Raw genomic sequence first — 21429 nt, 5'->3', positions numbered from 1 at the left:
CGGCATTTAATCAAGCATTAAATTTAGATATATATACGGCGATTTAAAATGGTTTACGAGACGCCTCTGACAAGCCACGATCGCCCGAGACGGCGGTTTCGGCCGCAGACAAAACCCGAGCGGGCACTCCCGCGACGATGCTGCCGGGCGAAACATCCTTCGTCACCACCGCCCCCGCGCCCACGGAGGCACCGGCGCCGATCGTCACACCGCACAGAATGGTGGCGTTCGAGCCGATGGAAGCCCCCCTGCCGACATGAGTGCGCTGCAGTGTCCAGTCCGAAGCTTGCTGAGGACGACCATCCGCGGTTGTTGCCTTGGGAAATTTGTCGTTCGTGAACATCACGCCATGCCCGACAAACACCTCGTCCTCGATCGTGACGCCCTCGCAGATGAAGCTGTGCGACGATATCTTGCAACGCGCACCTACCTTTGCCCCCGCCTGGATCTCGACAAAGGTTCCGATCCTGCTCTCGTCACCAACGGCGCAACCATACAGGTTGACCAGGTCCGGATGCAGAATGCGGACATCGCGGCCAAGCTCGGTGTCCTTTATTGGCATGTCAGTTCCTCATCTATTCAGTCAGGCAAGCCTTCACGGTAGCGGGCGTGACGGAATCAGCCGGGGCGCCATTTCGGCAAGCCCCTCCGCCGCTTGACGAAGGTGCTGCAGCAGAGGATGCCTTGTCACGATCAATCCCCACAACCAGCAGACGGCGGCGACCACCAACGCTGATATGAACCCTACAATGAGATTAAGAGTCCCCGTCCCGATCAACACCGCACAGGTCGCTGCGCCCGAGGCAGTCACCATCGTCACGACACCGCTCTTCAGCAGGGCACGGCAAAATTGGCCGGGCAGCAGCGCCAGGTGCGGACTGAGATAGTAAATCGCCACTGCTGCTTGGAATGGCAACGTCAACAAGGCGCACGCTGCGACTGCCTCCACGCCAAAGAAGGACGCACCCAGAAGGGCAAGAAGCGATGGCGGCAACGAGATGAATGACGAGACAAGCGCGTCGCGCACGCGCCCAACTGCCACGAATACAGGATACGTCAGACACGCAGCGAACAACGCTAGATTTGCAAGGCAAAGGATGCGCACTAACGGAACGACCTCCAGCCAAGCTTCACCCAGCCAAAGCAAAACGATCGGTTTTGCCATAATCGCTATGAACGAGAGGAATGGCCACTGCACTGCGGAAAGCAGTTGGACCGCGTCAAGATACACGCCCCTTAGATCCGCCCCGGCTGCACGCCTCGTCACGATTGCCGGCATGATGATCGGGTTCAGCACCTGCGTGACGAGCCTGTCGAATACCTGGGTCAGGTTTATCGCCCGGCTATAGAGACCGACAGCCGTAAAATCGAGAATTTTCGCAAGAAAGAGCTGGGGCGCAAGGTTGTAGAAGATATTGATGGCGCTAACGCCGCTGGAAAAGAGACCGAACTCGAGGACGTCCCGGTATTCGGACAGCGAAGGACGTAACACGCTGAAATCCCGATACGAGCTCAGCAGCATGGCCGTGAGAACCATGCTCCCTGCCACTCCACCCCAGATCGGAGCCATGTAGCTGAGGTTCATTGCCGCCAGTCCGATCGAGACCAGCGCCATCGTCGTGTTGCTTGCAAGATTGCAGATCGCGAGCGTTCCGAACTGCATGTCACGGCGAAGCAAGGCAGCCAACGTTCCGGAGACCGGTAGAAGGAGAAGGTTTAGCGCAGAAACCTCGATACCTCGCCTTAGACTGTCCTGCCCAAAGAGTTGCGATATGGCGTTGGCCGACGCCAACAGGATCAGGGCAACTGCTAGTGAGATCGCCCAGGTGATAGTGAACGCTGTGCGAATAGTCCCGCGCGATAGCTCATGTTTCTGAATCAGGTAATTCGCGCCCCCAAATTCCTGAAAAGCGGCCGCGATCACGGCGGTGAGCGCATTGACAACCGCGAAGACCCCGAATTCCGCCGGCGTCAACAGACGCGAAAGTACCGCCGTCGAGACGAGGAAAAGCACAAGACCCGCATAGCGGTCCGCCGCAGAAAACAAGACTGAACGCTGTACTGAGTTCATTGCGACTCCGTCGCGGGGGCTCGGCGAACGAACAGCCACGACCAACCTGCCAATCAAGCCGTGGCCCGGGCCCGCTCCGGTAGCTTGCCCGGCAACTGCCTGATCGCGACCGGTTTGCCCTGTTCGGCGATCGATCGCGAAGCGGCCTCAAGCACCTCGATCACTCGCAGCCCAGACATGCCGCCGGAAATGGGCGGTCCGCCGGTGCGCACGCAGTCAATAAAATGCTCGACCTCCGTTTGCAGCGCCTCCTTGGGCGAGATATGCGGAGCCCACATGTCGCCGGCGCGATAGCCGATCCGAAATTGATGTGCACTCTCGGGAGGCCTATCAAGGGTAATTCCCTTGTCATAGACCTTCACCTTTTCGGTCGGCTCGAGATCGTCGTAGACGATCATCTTCTTGCTGCCACCAATGAACGTCTGGCGTACCTTGACAGGCGAGAGCCAGTTGACGCTGACGTGGGCCACGCATGCGTTGGGGAAGAACAATGTGATGTGGGCCATGTTTTCCGGCGAACCGGCAACATGGCACGAGCCCGTTGCCGAGACCGCGACCGGCTCCTCATCGAGGATATGGTTGATGATCGAGATGTCGTGCACCGCCAAATCCCAGATCACATTTACATCTTTTTGAAACAGCCCGAGGCTCGAGCGTATGCTATCGTAGTAGTAGACGTCTCCGAGCTCTCCCTTCACCAAGAGTTCACGGATCTTCTGAACCGCTGGTGTGTAGAGAAAGGTATGATCGACCATCAGCGTTAATCCGCGACGGTCCGCTTCGTCGATCAAGCGGGACACGAGCTCTGTGCTTGGCGCCAGGGGCTTCTCAACCAACACGTGCTTGCCAGCCCTCAACGCCGCAATTGCCAGATCGTAATGTGTGTGCACCGGCGTGGCGATAGCGATTGCATCAATCGAGGTGTCCTTCAGCAGATCGTCATATCGAGCCGTAGTTGATACCCCCGGATAAACCTGCCTTATGGCACCGAGCCTGCCTGGATCAAGGTCGCTGACGCTGACGACGCGAGCGTCCTGATTGATCGAGAAGTTGCGAACGAGATTAGGGCCCCAATAGCCGTATCCCACGACCCCGATTCCCACCTGGCTATCTCGCATACTGACCTCGATCCATTGGGGATTACGCTGCAATACGTTATGTCCGCGCCGGCATATCCTGCCAGATGCCTCGCGTATCGATCACGTCGAGGTGCCGGCGCTCTGCTAACGGCACCATCTTGAATTCGTCGTGATCGACGAGAAGAATCGCGATCTCGCAACTGCGCAGGGCTTCGTCGATATTCATGAATGCGACACGATGATCGGCCAATTGAGGAGGCAGACGGCGCAGATTCGGCTCAACAATCTTGATCCGTTCACCGTATTTTGCCGCGAGATGCGTGGCTATCTCCATGGCCGGGCTCTCACGCACGTCGTCGACATTGGCCTTGAAGGTAAGTCCGCAACAAGCAATGTTCGCATAGGGGTGATCGTCGATCAGTGCCTCTGTGCGCTCGATGATCTTCTGCGTTTTGGCTTTATTCACCTCCCGGCTTGTTCGCATAACGCGCGCGAGGTCCGGCGCAGAGTCGATGATGAACCAGGGGTCGACCGCAATGCAGTGCCCACCCACTCCAGGTCCGGGCCGCAATACGTTTACGCGAGGGTGGCGGTTGGCGATATCGATCACCTCCCAGACGTTGATGTCGAACCTGTCGCAAATCAGCGATAGCTCGTTGGCAAATGCTATGTTGGTATCGCGAAAGGCATTTTCCGTCAGCTTGACCAGTTCGGCCGCGCGCGCCGTAGTACCGACGCAAGCGCCGCGAACGAACATTTTGTAGAACCGCTGGGCACGCCGCGTGCAGGTTGGCGTAATCCCGCCGATGCACCGGTCGTTGTTGATAAGCTCGGTCAAGATCCGTCCCGGCAGCACGCGTTCGGGACAGTATGCGACGTAAATCGCGCCATCTTCCTTGCCGTTGACGCCGATGTGCAATTCCGGCCTGCGTTCAAGGATCCGCTTTGCGATGGCTTCAGTAGTCCCAATCGGCGATGTCGATTCAAGAATGACAAGATTGCCTGGCGCGAGAAGATCTACGATTGAGTCGACTGCGGCATTCACGCTTGACAAGTCCGGACGGCTGTCGTGATCAATCGGCGTCGGCACTGCGATGATGAACACGTCCGCCGGCTGAGGCTTTCTGGCAGTCGTGAGGGCACCACTCGACACGACCTTGGAAACTAGGCCATCCAAGTCGGGCTCGGCGATGTGAATTCTGCCAGAAGCAACGGTGTCAACGATGCGTTCATTCGTATCGATACCGACCACCTGCAGCCCTCGGCTCGCAACCAGCGCCGCGGTCGGCAGACCGATATAGCCAAGTCCCAGGACATTGATTTTTTGTAATTCATGCATCGAGAAGGACCTTCACGATTCGCTCGCTCGCGTGCCCGTCACCAAACGGATTGTGCGAACGCGACATGGCAGCATAGGTCTGATCATCGTCGAGCAAGCGAAATGTCTCCGCAACGATCCTCTCGTAGTTCGCACCGACCAAACGTGCCGTCCCCGCTTCCACTCCCTCAGGACGCTCGGTCGTGTCGCGCATCACCAGAACCGGCTTTCCGAAAGTGGGGGCTTCCTCCTGTACGCCGCCTGAATCTGTCAGGACCAGATAAGAGAGCGAGAGCAGGCTCACGAAATCCGTGTATTCCTGAGGAGAAATAAGTACGACTCGCGGGTGGTCTGAAAACCGAGACGCAAACAGGTCACGGACATTCGGATTCGGATGCACAGGGAGCACAACAGCCACGTCCTCCCGTTGCAAGATGGTCTCCAGCGCGTTCACGATGTTAAGGACGCCGCCGCCGAAGTTTTCCCTGCGATGGCAGGTCACCAGGATGATCCGCCGATTGCCGTGACGCTTCTTAATGCCATCCCAGCGGCACGACAGTCCCGGATCGGATTCGACCATGGCTTTCGCGAGGATGAGGGCGTCCACCACCGTGTTTCCGGTAACGTGAATGCGGTCATCCGAGACATTTTCAGAACGCAACGCGCGCGCCGCGCGCTCTGTCGGAGCAAAATGCTGATCGGCGATCGAGCCGACAATCTTGCGGTTCACCTCCTCAGGCCAAGGCGCGAAGATGTCACCGCTGCGTAGCCCGGCCTCAATGTGCGAGACCGGTATACGGTGATAATAGGATGCCAGTGCACCCGTCATGGCAGTCGCCGTGTCGCCCTGGACGATAACCCTGGTGGGCTTCAATTTTTCGAGGAGTTCGCCGATTTGTCCGAGCAACCGGGCGGTCAGATGATCCAGCGTCTGATTGGTCGTCATGACGTTCAGGTCAAAATCCGGGACCACCTTGGCCAGCTTGAGAACTTGATCAAGCAGTTGCCGGTGCTGTGCGGTCGCACAGATCGTCACGGAAATGTCCTTGCTCTTCTCGGCCTTGAGCAGATTGATGACTGGAAAGAGCTTGATTGCTTCCGGCCGGGTTCCCAGAAGGATGAAAAAATGCTTGCGCACGCCTTACCCTCCGATCCGGCTCGGCCCCGGCGGAACGACGCCGGGCGCACCAAGCGGGTGGTGAAGGGCCTGCCTGACGATGGCCTGCGCCAGGATGCCCGCAAACAGGGTGTTCGTCGTGGCGTATCGCCACCACATCCGCCCAGGCTCCTGATAGATGCGGTACAGCCATTCGAGGCCGAGCCTCTGAATCTGTACCGGCGCACGCCGAACGGTGCCTGCTAGAACATCGAACGCACCACCCACGCCCATGATAAAGGGTACGCCGAGATCATCGCGATGGGCGGCGAGAAAGCGTTCTTTCCGCGGCGTCGGCATGCCAATGAAAAGACAATCGGCCGCGCTGGATCGGATGTCCCGGACAACGCCATTCTCCTGCTCGCGTTTGAAGTAGCCGTCGTGCCAGCCCGCAAAGGCAAGTGAAGGATACCTCTCGCGCGCGGCTTGCATCGCCTGCTGCAGTACGGAAGGAGTGGCTCCCAGGAAATAGGGTTTGAACCCTTCCTGCGCACATACCGCAAGCAGCTCGGCAAGGAGATCCACGCCCGCTACCCGCGACGTCGCCGGGAGCCCGAGCACTCGGGCGCCCCAGAGAATCCCCATGCCGTCGATTCCGACAACATCGCTGCTGGCGACATCGGCCGCGAGCACGGAGTCGGAACGCATGTTGACGAATTTGGCAACGTTCAGCGCCACATGCTGCAACCGCTGGCGGCTACGCATGGCCCCGCGCGCCAATTCGACGGTTTCCGCCATTGTCAGGAGGTCGACGGGACATCCCAGAAATGATGCGCGCATTGGAACTTACTCCTCAGAAATCACAATGCAATTTAAGTTGCATTTAAGATTATTATATAGATAATACCCATCCGATATTTAATTGCAAGTTTTAAATACGCCACCCTTGTCGCGTACCCGCTGAAAATGAAGGCCGCCGCGCAAAACGAGCAAGCTACAAGCGCGACATAAATTAAATAGGGAATTAACGTATGATCTCGGTCATTATTCCCCACCTCAACCAGCCTGACGCGCTGGAAGCATGCTTGCGTAGCCTGGACGCACAGACCCTGCCTCGACACTCGTACGAGGTCATCGTGGTAGACAACGGCTCGGCAACGCCTCCGAAGGACGTCGTCGCTGGTCATCCCGGTGTACGGCTGCAGCAAGAATCGCATCCAGGTCCCGGCCCAGCGCGAAACGCAGGCGTCGCCGCGGCCAGCGGCGAGATCCTCGCTTTCATCGATGCAGATTGTCGGGCCCGTCAGGACTGGCTGAGCAGTGTGATGAGATGGTCTCAGTTGTCGCCAGCTGGCACGGTTCTCGGGGGTGACGTTCGCATTTGGCGGCCGGAAAACGCAAAGCTTGACGCCATTGCGGCTTACGAGAGCGTCTTCGCCTATCGCTTCAAGCTCTATATCGAGCGCCACGGCTATTCCGGCACTGGCAATATGGCGGTGTCTCGCCGCGACTTCGATCGCGTCGGCCCTTTTGCTGGCATTGAGGTCGCCGAAGACATGGAGTGGGGGCAGCGTGCGCTGCGCACGGGACTTCGATTTCGATACACCCCTGAGATGATCGTCTTCCATCCTTCCCGGGGCTCTCTCCTGGAGCTCTATGCCAAATGGGATCGACACATCGCGCACTATCGCAATATGGCGGAAGGCAAACCTCTCTGGCGATTGCGCTGGATCGCGCAAGCATTGCTCGTCCTCGCATCAGTTGCGCCAAACGCTTTGACTGTGCTTGCCAGTGACCGCCTGCATGGTAGCGGCGTCCGCCTGAAAGCAATTGCCGTATTGTGCGCTGTCCGAGTGCACCGCGCCATGACGATGCTCTCACACCTACAAGGCCGGCGCGCCGTAGCTTGGAACGTTAGCGAACCGGCAATTCCGTCAGGCGCCGCCAAAGGCACAATTGTGAGTCAGCTCCGGCAAGTCGGTACGCCGGCCGAATGACCACAGGATCCAACCCAGCTCGTAACTGCGGCACTCAAGCCGAACTTCCACGTTAGTGTCGTCGATCAGCCGCGGCCCTTTTCCGAGCCAGGCGTTCTTGAGCGCGCGCAATACCCGGGGCGCCCTCGTTGTCAATTCACCTTTGCGAACCTGCGAGCGGAGGGTCAGGTTGAGTTCAGGCACGAGCATGGCTCGGCCCAGTTGGTTCTGGCCGAGTACCCAGTTGAATCCCTTGACCAGGGCGTCCCGCGATCCCCTCTGGCCAAAGCGCTCTGCCCATTCCAGCAGTGCCGGAGCCATTCCATACTGATGGACAGAATAGACTTCGTAAAAATCAAGGACGCGACCGTTCAGCGCGTCGAAAAACCAGGGCCATTCGCCCTGTGGACCTTGAAGCGCTATCAGATTGCGCACACAAGTATCGGCCATGACAAGCGCGGAAGCATCGCCAGCGAATTCACCATATTGATAACAGGCGATCGAGAGATAGGTCTGCGCTGCAAATGACGAGAAACGGCGCCGAAAGCCGAACGGTGCATCGAAAAACAATCCCGATTCGCTGTGCAAGCGTTCCTTCAAAAACCGATATAGCGGCATGGCGTAGCGCCACCATTCGTTCTCGCCCGCCCTCGCCTGAGCCACGATCCCCGTGAGCAGCATGCCAAGATCCTGCGCACGGAAAGCCCTCCACCGGGACTCATCGGCAAGAATGGCTCTTAGCTGGTGTTTGACCGGCTCCGGTATTTCGACGCCGAGCTCGGCGGCGCTCCATAGCGCCATACCGAAGGCGTACTTGCGCACCGGGAGCCTCGTGAGTAACAGAACATTGCGATGGAATATTTCCGGCAGATCAATACCACTTGGAATTCCAGCGACGCGCGACATCCCGAGTAAAACGTTGAGAGTATAGAATACGTCGCTGTTGGGTACCGATTCGTTGGGCGAAGAACGTCCATCAAGATGGTAAATATGGGACCACCGACGATGTTCAGGTAGCCAACAACGTTCCAGCCCGTTGAGCGCATAGTTCACGAGCGGTGAATTTTGCGAGAGCTTGCCCGCCGCTGTGGGCACTAGGAGCTTCGCCCCAAAATTCGGACTAATGATCATGGTCAATCGCCATTCCAAGCCGGGTTAGTATTCACGAATGCTTTCATCCAATCCGCGCAGCAATGGATAGAGGAAATAGGAGATCACGGTGCGCTTGCCAGCTTTCAGTTCGGCCGTCACCGCCATACCTGGAATCAGTTGAATGCGCTCAGCCGGCAGCCGAAGGTGCGTGTCCGACAAATCGACCAGTACGCGGTAATAGGGAGCTGACGCGCGGCGCGCACCTTCGGCCTTCGGGTCCGGCGAGAACGTGTCCTGACTGATGATGCGGACTTCCCCCGTTGCAGTTCCATATTTCTGGAACGGAAACGCTTCGAACTTGATCCGGACCGCTTGTCCAAGCGCCACCTGACCGATATCCCGACCCTCGACGTTGACCTCCGCCTGAAGAGGCACGTCACGCGGAACCAGGACAAACAGCGTTTCCGCTTCGCGAACCACCGAGCCGACTGTCCGGTTTGCGATATCCAGCACCACGGCATCTGCCGGCGCCTGCAGGACGACCAACTGTCGACGAAGCTCGGCTTTCTTCAATTCCTCTGCTGCACCATTGCGCTTCGGTAGCGTCTCCGCCACTTCCTGATAAGTGGCGCGACGAAACTCCTCGACGAAGACCTTCTGGTCAGCGCGGGCCTTGTCCAGCCGATGGGTCGTATCGGCGATACTGCCACGAACGCGCGCCAGATTGCTCTCAACTTCGAGCCGTGCATCGCGAGACAGTAGAAAATTCAGCCTCGAACCGACCTCTTTGTCCATCAGCGTGGTGCGCATGGCTTCAATAGAACGCATCGTATCGAGTCGCTGAAGGAGAACCGCCTCTTCGTCCTGCGCTGTCTTCAGATTGGCTCGAGCGGAAGCGATCTGTGCGTCGTAGTTCTGGATCTGCGCCTCATAGGCGGCTCTCCTCTGCAAGAACAACTTGCCCTGCAGGATTTGGTCCGCATTTGTGAGCTCCTTGGCGGCATACTCCGTTCCATTCAATTCGGCGCCAAGGCGATCGATCGACGCATCGAAACCAGCCACCTTCCCGCGCAATTGATCGAAATCGGCCTGCGAGAAGGTCGGATCGAGCGTAGCCAGAACGTCGCCGCGGTTGACGCGATCACCGGCCTTGACGTGGATCTCGCGTATGACCGACGTTTCCAACGGCTGTACGACCAGGTTTGGACGTGTCGTGGTCAATTTCCCCTGCGCCGTGACGATCGTCTCCACTTGCGAAACGGATGCCCAGGTGACCGCGAAGGCAATTAGCCCAAGCACGCCGTAGAGGGTAAGGCGCGCGAGCCGCGGCGGCGCTTGGTGCTCGACTTCGGTTGCATCGGACTGGAACTCGGCGATCACAGGCGCCTGTCTTGGCACTGGCCTGAATAGCTTCAGCCGTCGCTCGACCGTCCTGGCCGGGACCAGACCGTTCCTGTTCGCGTCCGTCCGTGGTTGCCTTGGCTCCATCATGCAATCTGTTTCATCTGCTGGTTCCACAAATGCCTGTAGATGGTACATTTCGACAGGAGGTGGTCGTGGCGATCCAGGTCAACGATTCGGCCGCGGTCCATCACCAGGATCTGGCTTGCTTCAGTCAGCATGGACAGCCGATGCGAGACAATGATGACGGTACGTCCCGCCGCCAAACGGCGGAGATTGCGCTTGATAATCATTTCGCTTTCGGAATCGAGGGCACTCGTCGCTTCATCGAAAATCATGATCCGTGGATTGACGATCAGAGCCCTCGCAATCGAGAGCCGCTGCTTCTGCCCGCCGGACAGGTTCGAGGCATCTTCCTCAAGCATGGTATCGAAGCCACGGGGCAACCGCTCGATGAACTCATCGGCGCCTGCGAGCTGCGCCGCAGCGACGACTTCGGCAAATGTCGCGTCCCGTTTCACGCAGGCGATATTGTCGCGAACCGTCCCTCGAAACAGGAAATTATCCTGCAAGACGATTCCGAGGTTTCGGCGCAGGTGTGCCAGGTCGAGCTCCCTCGAATCGTAACCGTCGATACGGAGCAGCCCCTGCTGCACCGGATACATGCCCGAAATCAGCCTTGTGAGCGTCGTCTTGCCGGAGCCGCTTCGGCCTACGATCCCGAAGATCGAACCTGGCTCGACGGTGAAGGAGACATCATCGAGCGCCGGCTCTCCCTCAGCTCCGTAGCGAAAGGAAACATTCTCGAACTCGATTTTGCCGGCGATATCGGGGCGCAGCCCATCTTTCTTGCCGTCACGCTCAGGCTTCTGATTCATCACCTCGCCGAGCATTTTCACGGCAAGAGCAACTTCCTGGTATTCGTGCACCATGGTCACGAGTTGGACCAGTGGTCCGGAGACCCTGCCGGCCAACATGTTAAAGGCGACCAGCGCGCCGATTGTCATTTCTCCAGCGAAGACATCGAGGGCTCCGACAGCGATGATCCCAATTGTCATGATCTTCTCGAGAAATCCGGTGAGCGCTTGGGCACCGGCGGAAATCTTCTCGACACCGAATCGCATGGTAATCGACTGTGCACAGCGGCTATCCCAGATCCTGCCCTGCACGGGCTCCATCCCCAGCGACTTCACCGTGCGCATACCGTGAACTGTCTCGACGAGGAGAGCCTGCCGCGCACCTTCCGCCTGGTAAAGATCGTAGAGACGTCGCCTGAAAGGACCCATGAGCAGGCCGACAACAGCGCCGCTCGCGGCAGTGAAGGCCAGAACCATGAGCGTCAACTTCACGCTGTAGAGCGCAAGTACCGGCAGGAAGACGAATAGCGAAAGCGCGTCTAGGGTGGTTAAGAATAGTCGGCCGGTCAGAAACTCACGGATTCGCGCCGCCTGCTGCATGTGCTTGACCAAGACCCCCGCTGCCATGTGCTCGAAGAAGGTGACCGGCAGCCCGAGGAGATGACCGAACGTCTTTGTAGCAACTCGAATGTCGACCTTATTGGTCGCATAAAGCAGCAAGTAGCGCCGCAGAAAGCCGAATATCGTGTCAAAGACGAGTGCTGCGGCCGCCCCTGCCGCGAGTACGTAGAGCGTGGTGAAGCTCTCGTGAACCAGAACTTTGTCGATGACGAGCTGGAAAAAGATCGGGATGACGAGTCCCAGCGCATAGAGCAGGATGGCCGCAATCGCGACGTCCCTGAACAGTCGCCATTGAAGAAGCAATTCCGGCACGAACCACCGGAGGCCGAAAGTCCTGGGAGCCTCCCGTGTCAACTGCTCGCGCTTGATCAGGATGATGTCCCCGGCCCATTGGGCACAGAATCGGTCTCGGTCGACAAACAAGACCTCGTCCTTGCGGTCGGCGAGCGGGTCGAAGACGCTGACGACCTCAGTGCCCTCAGCTTCCAGTCCTGCACCCAGGACAACGATCCAGTTGCCATTGGCGAGCCGCGTCAGCGCCGGATAGGCTTCTCCGAGACGGATCAGCGCACCCCACTCCATTTTCGTGCTTCTCGCGCGCAGACCTGCATCCTTGGCCATGCGCAACAGAAGGTTCAACGAGAGCGGAGCGGCTACGGCATAGGCGTGCTTTAGACGCTCGACCGCCAGGTCGACGCCGTGATGACCGGCAATCTTGGACAGGCACTCCAATGCCGTCTGCGTCGCCAATCCAGGCGGGTCCACAACCAGGCCTTTCGCGCCACCAGGGGCGTCGATTTCACCGGAAGTTCGAAGAGACATTATGGGACCGTGGCGTGCTGGGCGCGAGCGCATCGCGTACGACCGACGCACCGTTGTGCGACTCAGCTGGCTGACCTCGCCGGACTACGCCCGCGTCGACCAACCCCTGAAGCGCCTTCTGCATCACATCGACCGAATTGGCGAAGGATTCGACCGAAAAGATCAGCCGCTGAGAAAACACGCGTTTCGGGACGTTGTTGGCGTCACGCTCCGTCGGTGAAAGACTGACCAGATCGATGCGGACGATAGTTCCGCTGACGGTAATTTCTTCGATTCCGTCTGTATATAGTTCGGCGTGCATCTTACTTCTCCTATGCAGCTATCTGCGGCCTAAAAACTACGTCAACGCCGTAGCTCGTCGCGTTGTAGGTGTTGGTCGGAAATAGGCTACCTGTCCCGTACGCGAACACACCGTTGCCACCGATCGATGCCGAGGACGGGGCCGTCAGCGGACCGTTGGTAATTGCGTTGGCCAGCAGGCCCGGGTCGGCCGCGTAATTGCCGGCGGTATGATAGGAGGCGATGTAGGTGGTTCCCGGCATGATCGTCACGGGCGCTGCGAAATTGACCTGCTGCCAGCCGTCGGCCGTTTCGTTTGTAAAGGTCGCGGCTGCCAGCAAAGTCCCGCTGCTGCTCCAAAGATCCGCAACGTGGGTGCCCGTGTTGGATGGGCCCTTGTAAAAGCGAAGGCCGATAACATCGCCTGGGGTAGACGCCTGGAACTTGATGCCCAGTTCCACTGACTTTGGATCATTGGCCGCCACGATGCTGGGCTCCTGACTTGCGCTGAACAGGCGCACCGTCGTCGAAGACGCAGCGTTCACGTTGAGAGCGACGGATGCACTGGCGACGCCGCCATGGCCGTCGGAGACGCCGTAGTTGAAGGACGCCGGCCCCGTGTAGCCGACTGTCGGAGTGAAGGCCACGCTATTGCTTTGGGCGTTGAAGCTGGCGACGCCATTCACACCGCCGCTTGCGCCCGTGATCGTGAGCGTATTGCCGTCGGGATCGGTGTCGTTGGCAAGCAGTGCCGATCCCGGAATCCCCAAGGGGACGTTCTGAGTGGCGTAGAAGCCGCTGTCGTTCGCAGCGACCGGTGACTGGTTGGCGCCGCCACTCGAGCTGTTGAACACGACATCCACCCAGTAGTTGCTTGCGTTATAGGCACTGGTCGGGAACAGATTGCTTGCTCCGTAGGTGTAGACGCCGTTGATGTTCGCGGGAGCCGTGAGCGGACCGTTGGTGCGAGCGGTGGTGAAGTAGCTAGTGCTGGAGACATAATGGCCGTTGCTGTGAAAGCTCGCGACGTAGCTGGTGCCAGCCGCGATGGACACGGGATTGCTGAAGGTGACGGTTTGCCAGCCGCTGCTGCTCTCGTTCGTGAAAGTCGCGGTCGCCAGTAGCGTGCCGGTACTGCTCCATAACGAGCCCGTGTGGGTACCGGGATCATTTGCGCTCTTGTAATATTTGATGCCGCTAATCGTGCCTGCCACGGACGACGTGAATTGCACTCCGAGGTTGACCTGGGAGGTATCCGAACCGGACAGCACTGCCGGGGTATCCGAGCTTGAGAACAGGCTCACCGTTGAAGGAACTGCCGACACCGCGATATCGAACGTCTCACTGCCAGTGAGGTTACCAAGATCAGCAGCAGAGACCCTGACGCTGAGCGTGCCAAGGTCCGAAGACGTTGGCGTCCCGCTAAAGCTGCGGGTCGACGCAATGAACGCAAGCCACGCTGGAAGCGCCGAACCGTCAGCGGCGGTTGCGGCGTAGGTGAGCGAGTCGCCGGAATCGACGTCCGTGAAAGTGCCTGCGGGCACTGTCAGCGAGAACGCGGAGCCAACGGTCGCAGTCTGGCTGCCGGTCTGAATCGCCAGCACCGGCGCGTCGTTGGCGCCATGAATAGTGACAGTGAGCGTGGCCGACGATGGGACGCCCACAGAGTCCCGCATCGTGTAGCTAAAGACATCCGTCAACGTATTGGTCGACAGCCGCAAGGCTTGCACCGCTGCATCGTTCTCGTTCACCGCGTAAGTGAAGGCACCCGACCCGTTGAGAACCAAGGTGCCGTGCGCGCCCCCGAGAGCCGAACCGGGTGTGCCATTGGTCGAGCCGAAGCTGACTGCAGTGACAGTCTTGGTGTCACCGGGATCGGGATCGGTATCGTTGGTCAGTACGTTGCCGCTGGCCGCCGTGCCGCCCGTGCCGTTGTTTACGCCACCCTTCTCGGTCGCATCAGTGGTATCTGCGACCGCGGTCGGCGGTGAGTTTGTAGCCGAAGAGGAGCCGTTGAAGACGACATCGACCCAGTAGTTGGAGGATTTGAAGGTACTCGTCGGGAACGCGCTTCCGGATCCGTAGCTATAGACTCCGTTGGCGCCAGCCAGCGCCGTTAGTTGGCCGTTGGCAAGCGATGTCACGAAATAGTTCTGGGTACCGGAATAATTGCCGTTGGTGTGATAGGACGCGACGTAGGTGGTGCCTGCCGTGATGGCCACGGGATTGGAGAAATTGACCTGCTGCCAGCCGCTGGCTGTCTCGTTCGTGAATGTAGCAGTTGCAAGCAGGGCTCCGGTCGAGCTCCAGAGATCCGCAATATGGAGGCCGGTGTTCAATGATCCCTTGTAGAAGCGCAGGCCGGTTATTGTCCCGTTCACGGATGCGCTAAACTTGACTCCGACTTCGATGGGACTGGTATCGCCGGAATTGGCCACGTTTGGCGCATCGCTGGTGCCGAATAGGCTCTGTGCGGAGGCCGGATAGTTGACCTGGAGCGACACCTGGCCGGACCCGCTTTGGCCGCTCGTGTCCGTGATCGTGTAGGTAAAACTCGCCGCCCCGGCATAGCCAATGGCGGGGGTAAAGCTCACGGTCTGGTTCTGCGAATTGTAGCTTACGCTTCCATTGGCTGGGTTACCGACGCTGGTAATCGAGAAAGCCAGCCCGGACGGATTGGTGTCGTTGGCGAGTAGCGTTGATGCCTGAATGTTCAGCACACTATTTCGGCTAACCGTGAAGCCGCTGTCGGCGTTAGCTTGTGGCACGCTGGCAGCGGAGGAGCCATTGAAGACGACATCGACCCAGTAGTTGGAGGATTTGAAGGTACTCGTCGGGAACGCGCTTCCGGATCCGTAGCTATAGACTCCGTTGGCGCCAGCCAGCGCCGTTAGTTGGCCGTTGGCAAGCGATGTCACGAAATAGTTCTGGGTACCGGAATAATTGCCGTTGGTGTGATAGGACGCGACGTAGGTGGTGCCTGCCGTGATGGCCACGGGATTGGAGAAATTGACCTGCTGCCAGCCGCTGGCTGTCTCGTTCGTGAATGTAGCAGTTGCAAGCAGGGCTCCGGTCGAGCTCCAGAGATCCGCAATATGGAGGCCGGTGTTCAATGATCCCTTGTAGAAGCGCAGGCCGGTTATTGTCCCGTTCACGGATGCGCTAAACTTGACTCCGACTTCGATGGGACTGGTATCGCCGGAATTGGCCACGTTTGGCGCATCGCTGGTGCCGAATAGGCTCTGTGCGGAGGCCGGATAGTTGACCTGGAGCGACACCTGGCCGGACCCGCTTTGGCCGCTCGTGTCCGTGATCGTGTAGGTAAAACTCGCCGCCCCGGCATAGCCAATGGCGGGGGTAAAGCTCACGGTCTGGTTCTGCGAATTGTAGCTTACGCTTCCATTGGCTGGGTTACCGACGCTGGTAATCGAGAAAGCCAGCCCGGACGGATTGGTGTCGTTGGCGAGTAGCGTTGATGCCTGAATGTTCAGCACATTATTTTGGCTAACCGTGAAGCCGCTGTCTTCGTGAGCTTGCGGCGACGTCGTGCCTGAATCGGTGAAAACGACGTCTACCCAGTAATTCGCGGCGTCGATGTAGGAAGCGTTGCCGGGGAAGACCGGGCCACTGCCATAGGCATAGACGCCGTTGAGGCTGCTTCCAGGCGCGGTGAGCGCACCCTTCGTTAGGCCCCCATAGTTGATGAAGTAGTAGTCGGTTGAGGAATAGTGGCCGGTGTTCGTGTGATAGGAGGCGACATACGTGACGCCGGCCTGCACATTGACAGGCGTCGCGAAATCAACCTGCTGCCAGCCGCTCGCGGTTTCGTTGCTAAAGGTGGCGCTCGCAAGCAGCGTGCCGTTTGTGGTCCAGAGATCACCGATGTGGGTACCGGTATTCTCAGGCCCTTTGTAGAAACGGATGCCGGTGATCTTTCCCGATACAGCGGGGACGAATTTGAGGCCAAGCTCAACCGAGTCGGAATCGCTGTTTGAGATCACCGCAGGCGTATCGGTCGTGCTGAAGAGTGTCAGGCTGGACGATGGCGTGACCGTGTAGGTAGTGCCCGCCCCGGGTGTTTCCAAGTTCAGGCTGTCGTCGACCGCCCTGGTCTTGAGATTATATGTCCCCTGAGCGCCTGCGACGAACGTATATGACCATGTCACGTTCGCCGCGCCGACGTTGCTGTTGGCTGGATGCCAGGTTGTTCCGCCATTCGTGGAGATTTCGACGCCGGCAATTTTTCCACCCGCGTCAGTGCCCGTCCCCGTCACTGTGATCGATTGCCCCTCGACAACGCTGGCAGCCGAGAGATTGGTGATGGCAGAGGTCGGCGCCGTACCGTCTGTCGACTGGGACGCGGCTACTAAGCTCGCTTGCAGCGTCGCCGGTTGAACCCCCATGTCGGCGAAAAGGTTCACCATCGCCTGCTGTACATTGACATCTACCGGAGTCGCCGGCCCATCGTGGTCGCTAGCAAGCCCCCAGGACCAGTTCATTGAACCGGCCGAAAATATCAGTGCGCCGCTAACGGGATCCCGATGCACCACGAGATTATGGGTCGCCGTGCCTGCTCCGAATGTGTTGCCATAATCAAGGAGATACTTTCCGTCCACCTGCACCGTTGAAGAGGAGACATTGATCAACCCAGCTGGACGAAATCCGTTGTCCGGCGCGGTGTCCCATTCGACGCCCAATAGGCCCGGCACGAGCGAGGCGGTCTGTCCGGGTGACGTTTGCCCAACAGCTGTATTGCGCCAGAAGCGCAATTGGGTCATCGGGTACGGTATCGTGATCGTGTCATACCGGAATGCGTTGACCGCGAACAATGTACCAGTCAATGAGTTTGCGGGAAGAGCCGGACCGAACCGCGGGTCAGCGTAATTTCCGGTCGCCTGTCCCGTTGGATCAATCAGGGCATTTGCGTGCGTATCCTTGTAGCTAATGAGTGTACGGTTGGCCGATCCGCTGCCGTCGATGCTGGCTGCCAATCTTGTTTTCCAGAAGATCTCGTTGCCTGTAAGAAACGCAAGGTTCACGCCCGCATGCGCTGCGGCCTCTACGTTGGCGCGCTGAGCTTCGGTCCAATATTCGTCATGCCCCGCGTCCATGAAGACTTTGTGGTTGAGCAACAACGAACCGTTTGTCGCTGCATCGATTCCAGAGATGTAGGAGACATCGTACCCGTTCTGCTCCAGCCAATAGATAGCCGCAATCTCAGCGGCGAACGGGGAGTCTCCACCCTCGGCAAACGTGCCGGTGCCGTCACGAGTTACGATAGGTCGATTGTAACTGACTGCGTAGGCTGATCCGTTGACACCCGGACCGTTGCCGAAATAGAGATTGGCCCCGCCCCACCCGTTGTAGGCTTGCCAGTCCTGATCGGTTGTCTGGAGGACGACGTCGCTGTGCGAAGCATCGTTCCTTATGATGAATGGGACCTGGAAGATTTGAGTGCCGTTGACGATGTTGGCGATATAGACGCCCGAGACCGCATCGGTTGGTACACTCCAGGAGTCGGTCACGCTCCAGTTGCCGGCGTCTACGAGGCCGGTCGACGGGTCAGTCAACGGTGCAGGTTGGACGACCGCAGTTGCGCCCTGATGCTGCAGGCTCGTAACCAGTCTGGCACCATTGCCACCGTAATAGCCTAGCCGGTAAAGATCGACGTGATAGTTCGGGTTGCCGGTCAGGTTGTTGATCTTGAATTGGACCAGCCCCCCGACATTGGTGCTGATTGCAGTTGTAAACCCTTGGGTCTGAGTCGAATTGTCTCCCGGCTGGATCTGCCAGACACTTTTCGGCGTACCCGGCTTCTGATTTTCCAGTACTATGGAGTTTGTGGGTGGATCAGAGACAAGGGTTCCTCCCCGCCCATCGCTCTTGAAATTCCAGTTCAGGTCCATCCCCGAGAACAGCAAAGTGACATTTGCGGCACCGTTGCTGAAATCGACCACGCTGATATTCGAGCTGTTGTCGTACTGGACGGTTGCCGTCATCGAGGATGTGAAAGGTAGATCCTTCAGGTCGATGAGGTTCCCTGGCGAAAGCGGCGCCGCCGGCGACAAACCTCCGATCAATCCGTGGAATTCGGTCGACTGATCGAGGACCAACGTGCCAGCTTCCGTGTCGAACGACACCGTTATGCCGGAGAACGATCCATTCAAGAACTGCCCGGAAACCGCCCCCCCGATCTCCAGGATCGCCGTGTCTGAAATCTCGAAAGATCCTGTGCCGCTGACGTCGCCCTTGAAGTATCCCGTAGCAATGCGATTACCAAGGAACGCCCCGGCGTCGATAATCCCATTGTTCACTACGTCGCCTTCGACGACAAAGGGCGACCCGGCACCGAACGAAAGCGTTGCGCCTGCATCAACGACCAGGCTCCTGATATCAACACTGGCGGTGCTGGTGACGACATACGTTCCCATCGCATCGAGGATCGCTGAATCAATGATCCCCGGGACGCCGGCGCTCCAGTTCGTGGCGTCATTCCAGGCTCCGTCCCTCGGATTGGTCCAGCGAGTGGTGCCCGTGGTCGAAACCGATGATGACGTCGGCGGCGTCCCTCTGCTTGCCGCAGATGGAGATGTCGGGACCAAGCTCTGATAGCGGCTCGTCAAAGACGTCGAAGACAGCAGAGCAGACAATCGCGACTGGAAAGATGTGGAGAAGAGACGGGGCAAAACGCCGCGCAAGTCTAGCGGATCGCCCGCAGCCCGAGACGATTGCGGAAAGAAAGTGGCGTCATCTACTGGCGGATTAGCAAACGGCGGAACCCACCGGTCGGCCGGATCGGAGCCATCGAACGCATTCCAGAACGGCGCTTCTCGCCGAAAAACATCCAATGCGGGAATATCTTCCCCTGGTAGAGCGGCCCGGGCTCCCCGGCTGAAGACGCTCGCCTTCTGAACCAGCATGGCTACACCAATTAAAATAAAATAGTTTTTATATTTTAATCTTCTTTAAACAACTCGTCAATTAAATGCGCATACATTTTACACAGTTCCAAACAATTATTGAATGGCCTCACTACTGCGAGGCGGTAGCCGGGTGATTTCGTTCAGATATCTGCCGTAGCCGCTCTTCTCCAACGGTTGCGCCAGCGCGAGAAGCTGATCACGATCGATGAAGCCAAGCCTGAAGGCGACCTCCTCGAGGCAGGCAATCTTCATTCCCTGTCGCTTTTCCAGAGTCTGCACGAACGTCCCGGCATCAATGAGAGATTCAACCGTGCCGGTGTCCAGCCAGGCGAACCCTCGCCCCATGCGCTCAACATGTAGCATATTGGCCGAAAGATAGCGCATCTGAAGATCGGTAATCTCGAGCTCTCCGCGGGACGATGGCTCGACGCGACGAGCGTAGCGGACAACGCGATTGTCGAAAAAATACAGGCCCGTAATCGCCCAATTCGAAGCTGGCCGTCTGGGTTTCTCCTCAATCGATACTGGACGGTCCGCCTCATCAAACGCGACGACGCCATATCGTTCTGGGTCCCTCACGTGATAAGCAAAAACTGTTGCACCTTCCTCACGCCCTGCCGCCCTGGCAAGCAGTTCGCTCAGGCCATCGCCGAAGAAGATATTGTCTCCAAGCACCATCGCCACACGATCGCTGCCGATGAAATCGGCACCAACAATGAAGGCGTCGGCGAGACCGGCGGGACGGGTCTGTTCCGCGTATGTGAGCCGAAGGCCCCATTGGCTGCCGTCCCCCAGCAACCGCTCGAACTGACACCGGTCTGCCGGCGTGGTAATGATCAGAATTTCGCGGATCCCTGCCAACATCAGCGTTGACAGGGGATAATAGATCATTGGCTTGTCATAGATCGGGAGCAACTGCTTGCTGACCACGCGCGTGATCGGATAGAGGCGCGTTCCGCTGCCGCCAGCCAGAACGATTCCCTTCAGCATCGGTATCTCCTTCTCCGACCAGCTGGTCAAGACAGGCTTCCAGTGAATGGCGCCAGGGTGCCAATCGAATTCCGAACACGCGTTCGGCCTTGGATGAATCCAGGCGCGAGTTTCGAGGTCGACGCGCAGCGGTCGGAAACTCTTCAGTCGTGATCGCCTCAAGCGCCGGAATCCGCGCACCACGGCGGGAAAGCCCGTCGAGGATTGCCTTCGCAAAGTCATGCCAGCTTGTCTCGCCTTGACCGGCGAGATGAAAGATGCCGGCCGCGGCCCTGCGATCGACTGTTACTGACCGTTCTGCGATCTGAAGGACAGCCTCCGCGAGGTCGTATGCGTAGGTCGGATTTCCCTGTTGATCCCGGACAACCCTTGCGATGGGCTGCGTCTCGCATAACCGCAACATCGTTCGAACGAAGTTGCTGCCGTAGGGGCTGTAAAGCCACGAGCATCTGATCACGGTCGCGAGCGGATGCGCGGCCAATACAGCAGCTTCGCCGGCAAGCTTCGACGCGCCGTAGACATTTAACGGCGCGGGAATGTCGCTTTCGTCGTACGCATCCAGTTTTGCGCCGTCGAACACATAGTCGGTCGAGAGATGGATGAGTGGAATATTCATCTGCCAAGCGACATTTGCCAGCGCTGCCGCACCATCGCGGTTGATGCCGAACACTTTCGCCGCTTCAGATTCGGCCCGATCGACCGCCGTATAAGCGGCCGTATTGATGATTGCAGACGGCGCGATCGATGCGATGAGCTCGTCGATCCCTTCGCGGTTCTCCAGATCGAGTTCTCGGTGCCCGAGAGCCACCGCGGGCAGACCGCGCATTGCAGCGAGATTACGAAGACACTTTGCCAACTGACCGTTCCGCCCGGCAATGAGGATGGGTCGATCTGTCATCTTCAC

Annotated in this window: 14 protein-coding genes; 1 reads left to right on the top strand and 13 read right to left on the bottom strand. The window is 58.5% G+C overall.

All coding sequences use genetic code 11. The features are described from left to right. Positions 1–43: 43 nt before the first annotated feature. From ABIC03_RS21645 to ABIC03_RS21620, 6 genes are read right to left on the bottom strand one after another with little or no spacing between them, the layout of a single operon-like run. A complete protein-coding gene (locus tag ABIC03_RS21645) occupies positions 44–562 on the bottom strand; it encodes an acyltransferase (protein ID WP_354060824.1) in 519 nt (172 codons plus the stop codon). Positions 563–595: 33 nt separating this feature from the next. Continuing rightward, positions 596–2071 carry an oligosaccharide flippase family protein gene (locus ABIC03_RS21640; protein ID WP_354060822.1) on the bottom strand — a complete coding sequence of 492 codons (1476 nt, stop codon included), beginning with the start codon at positions 2069–2071 and terminating at the stop codon, positions 596–598. A gap of 53 nt (positions 2072–2124) precedes the next feature. Then, on the bottom strand, positions 2125–3189 hold the full coding sequence (locus ABIC03_RS21635; protein WP_354060820.1) for a Gfo/Idh/MocA family protein: 1065 nt from the start codon (positions 3187–3189) through the stop codon (positions 2125–2127). Positions 3190–3226: 37 nt separating this feature from the next. Then, on the bottom strand, positions 3227–4489 hold the full coding sequence (wecC, locus tag ABIC03_RS21630; RefSeq protein WP_354060818.1) for a UDP-N-acetyl-D-mannosamine dehydrogenase: 1263 nt from the start codon (positions 4487–4489) through the stop codon (positions 3227–3229). Further along, the gene (wecB, locus tag ABIC03_RS21625; RefSeq protein WP_354060816.1) at positions 4482–5606 is read right to left on the bottom strand and encodes a non-hydrolyzing UDP-N-acetylglucosamine 2-epimerase; all 1125 of its coding nucleotides are present in this window, start codon (positions 5604–5606) and stop codon (positions 4482–4484) included. Before wecB ends, wecC begins: the two co-directional genes overlap by 8 nt. Before the next feature lie 3 nt (positions 5607–5609). Next, entirely contained in the window at positions 5610–6404 is a 795-nt protein-coding gene (locus ABIC03_RS21620) for a WecB/TagA/CpsF family glycosyltransferase (protein ID WP_354060814.1), read from the bottom strand. A 191-nt stretch (positions 6405–6595) separates the two neighbouring features. Between ABIC03_RS21620 and ABIC03_RS21615 the strand changes: the two genes are divergently transcribed. After that, entirely contained in the window at positions 6596–7561 is a 966-nt protein-coding gene (locus tag ABIC03_RS21615) for a glycosyltransferase family 2 protein (RefSeq protein WP_354060812.1), read from the top strand. Here the strand turns inward: ABIC03_RS21615 and ABIC03_RS21610 are convergent. The 7 genes from ABIC03_RS21610 to rfbD all read right to left on the bottom strand — a co-directional run bounded on the left by ABIC03_RS21610 (position 7499) and on the right by rfbD (position 21423). Continuing rightward, positions 7499–8671 carry a hypothetical protein gene (locus ABIC03_RS21610; protein ID WP_354060905.1) on the bottom strand — a complete coding sequence of 391 codons (1173 nt, stop codon included), beginning with the start codon at positions 8669–8671 and terminating at the stop codon, positions 7499–7501. The genes ABIC03_RS21615 and ABIC03_RS21610 overlap by 63 nt on opposite strands. 24 nt (positions 8672–8695) lie before the next feature. Continuing rightward, positions 8696–10012, bottom strand: coding sequence for an HlyD family type I secretion periplasmic adaptor subunit (locus ABIC03_RS21605; RefSeq protein ID WP_275173790.1), 1317 nt, complete (start codon positions 10010–10012; stop codon positions 8696–8698). Positions 10013–10119: 107 nt separating this feature from the next. Further along, entirely contained in the window at positions 10120–12333 is a 2214-nt protein-coding gene (locus tag ABIC03_RS21600) for a peptidase domain-containing ABC transporter (protein ID WP_502916933.1), read from the bottom strand. Then, the gene (locus ABIC03_RS21595) at positions 12311–12634 is read right to left on the bottom strand and encodes a hypothetical protein (protein ID WP_275173788.1); all 324 of its coding nucleotides are present in this window, start codon (positions 12632–12634) and stop codon (positions 12311–12313) included. Before ABIC03_RS21595 ends, ABIC03_RS21600 begins: the two co-directional genes overlap by 23 nt. Positions 12635–12644: 10 nt before the next feature. Continuing rightward, positions 12645–19532, bottom strand: a complete 6888-nt coding sequence (locus ABIC03_RS21590; RefSeq protein ID WP_354060808.1) for a DUF4082 domain-containing protein — start codon at positions 19530–19532, stop codon at positions 12645–12647. Positions 19533–19628: 96 nt separating this feature from the next. Beyond that, entirely contained in the window at positions 19629–20525 is an 897-nt protein-coding gene (gene rfbA, locus ABIC03_RS21585; RefSeq protein WP_354060806.1) for a glucose-1-phosphate thymidylyltransferase RfbA, read from the bottom strand. Then, on the bottom strand, positions 20434–21423 hold the full coding sequence (gene rfbD, locus ABIC03_RS21580; RefSeq protein WP_354060804.1) for a dTDP-4-dehydrorhamnose reductase: 990 nt from the start codon (positions 21421–21423) through the stop codon (positions 20434–20436). The genes rfbA and rfbD overlap by 92 nt, the downstream gene beginning before the upstream one ends. Positions 21424–21429 lie beyond the last annotated feature (6 nt).

Source organism: Bradyrhizobium sp. RT6a (assembly GCF_040547675.1).
Classification (GTDB): domain Bacteria; phylum Pseudomonadota; class Alphaproteobacteria; order Rhizobiales; family Xanthobacteraceae; genus Bradyrhizobium.
This window is presented reverse-complemented; position numbering and strand designations above follow the sequence as displayed.

Coding starts and splice junctions, on each gene's coding strand:
- ABIC03_RS21595 (WP_275173788.1), bottom strand. CDS start 12,634: ATGCACGCCGAACTATATACAGACGGAATCGAAGAAATTACCGTCAGC.
- rfbD (WP_354060804.1), bottom strand. CDS start 21,423: ATGACAGATCGACCCATCCTCATTGCCGGGCGGAACGGTCAGTTGGCA.
- ABIC03_RS21600 (WP_502916933.1), bottom strand. CDS start 12,333: ATGTCTCTTCGAACTTCCGGTGAAATCGACGCCCCTGGTGGCGCGAAA.
- ABIC03_RS21635 (WP_354060820.1), bottom strand. CDS start 3,189: ATGCGAGATAGCCAGGTGGGAATCGGGGTCGTGGGATACGGCTATTGG.
- ABIC03_RS21615 (WP_354060812.1), top strand. CDS start 6,596: ATGATCTCGGTCATTATTCCCCACCTCAACCAGCCTGACGCGCTGGAA.
- ABIC03_RS21620 (WP_354060814.1), bottom strand. CDS start 6,404: ATGCGCGCATCATTTCTGGGATGTCCCGTCGACCTCCTGACAATGGCG.
- ABIC03_RS21640 (WP_354060822.1), bottom strand. CDS start 2,071: ATGAACTCAGTACAGCGTTCAGTCTTGTTTTCTGCGGCGGACCGCTAT.
- wecC (WP_354060818.1), bottom strand. CDS start 4,489: ATGCATGAATTACAAAAAATCAATGTCCTGGGACTTGGCTATATCGGT.
- ABIC03_RS21645 (WP_354060824.1), bottom strand. CDS start 562: ATGCCAATAAAGGACACCGAGCTTGGCCGCGATGTCCGCATTCTGCAT.
- ABIC03_RS21610 (WP_354060905.1), bottom strand. CDS start 8,671: ATGATCATTAGTCCGAATTTTGGGGCGAAGCTCCTAGTGCCCACAGCG.
- ABIC03_RS21590 (WP_354060808.1), bottom strand. CDS start 19,532: ATGCTGGTTCAGAAGGCGAGCGTCTTCAGCCGGGGAGCCCGGGCCGCT.
- rfbA (WP_354060806.1), bottom strand. CDS start 20,525: ATGCTGAAGGGAATCGTTCTGGCTGGCGGCAGCGGAACGCGCCTCTAT.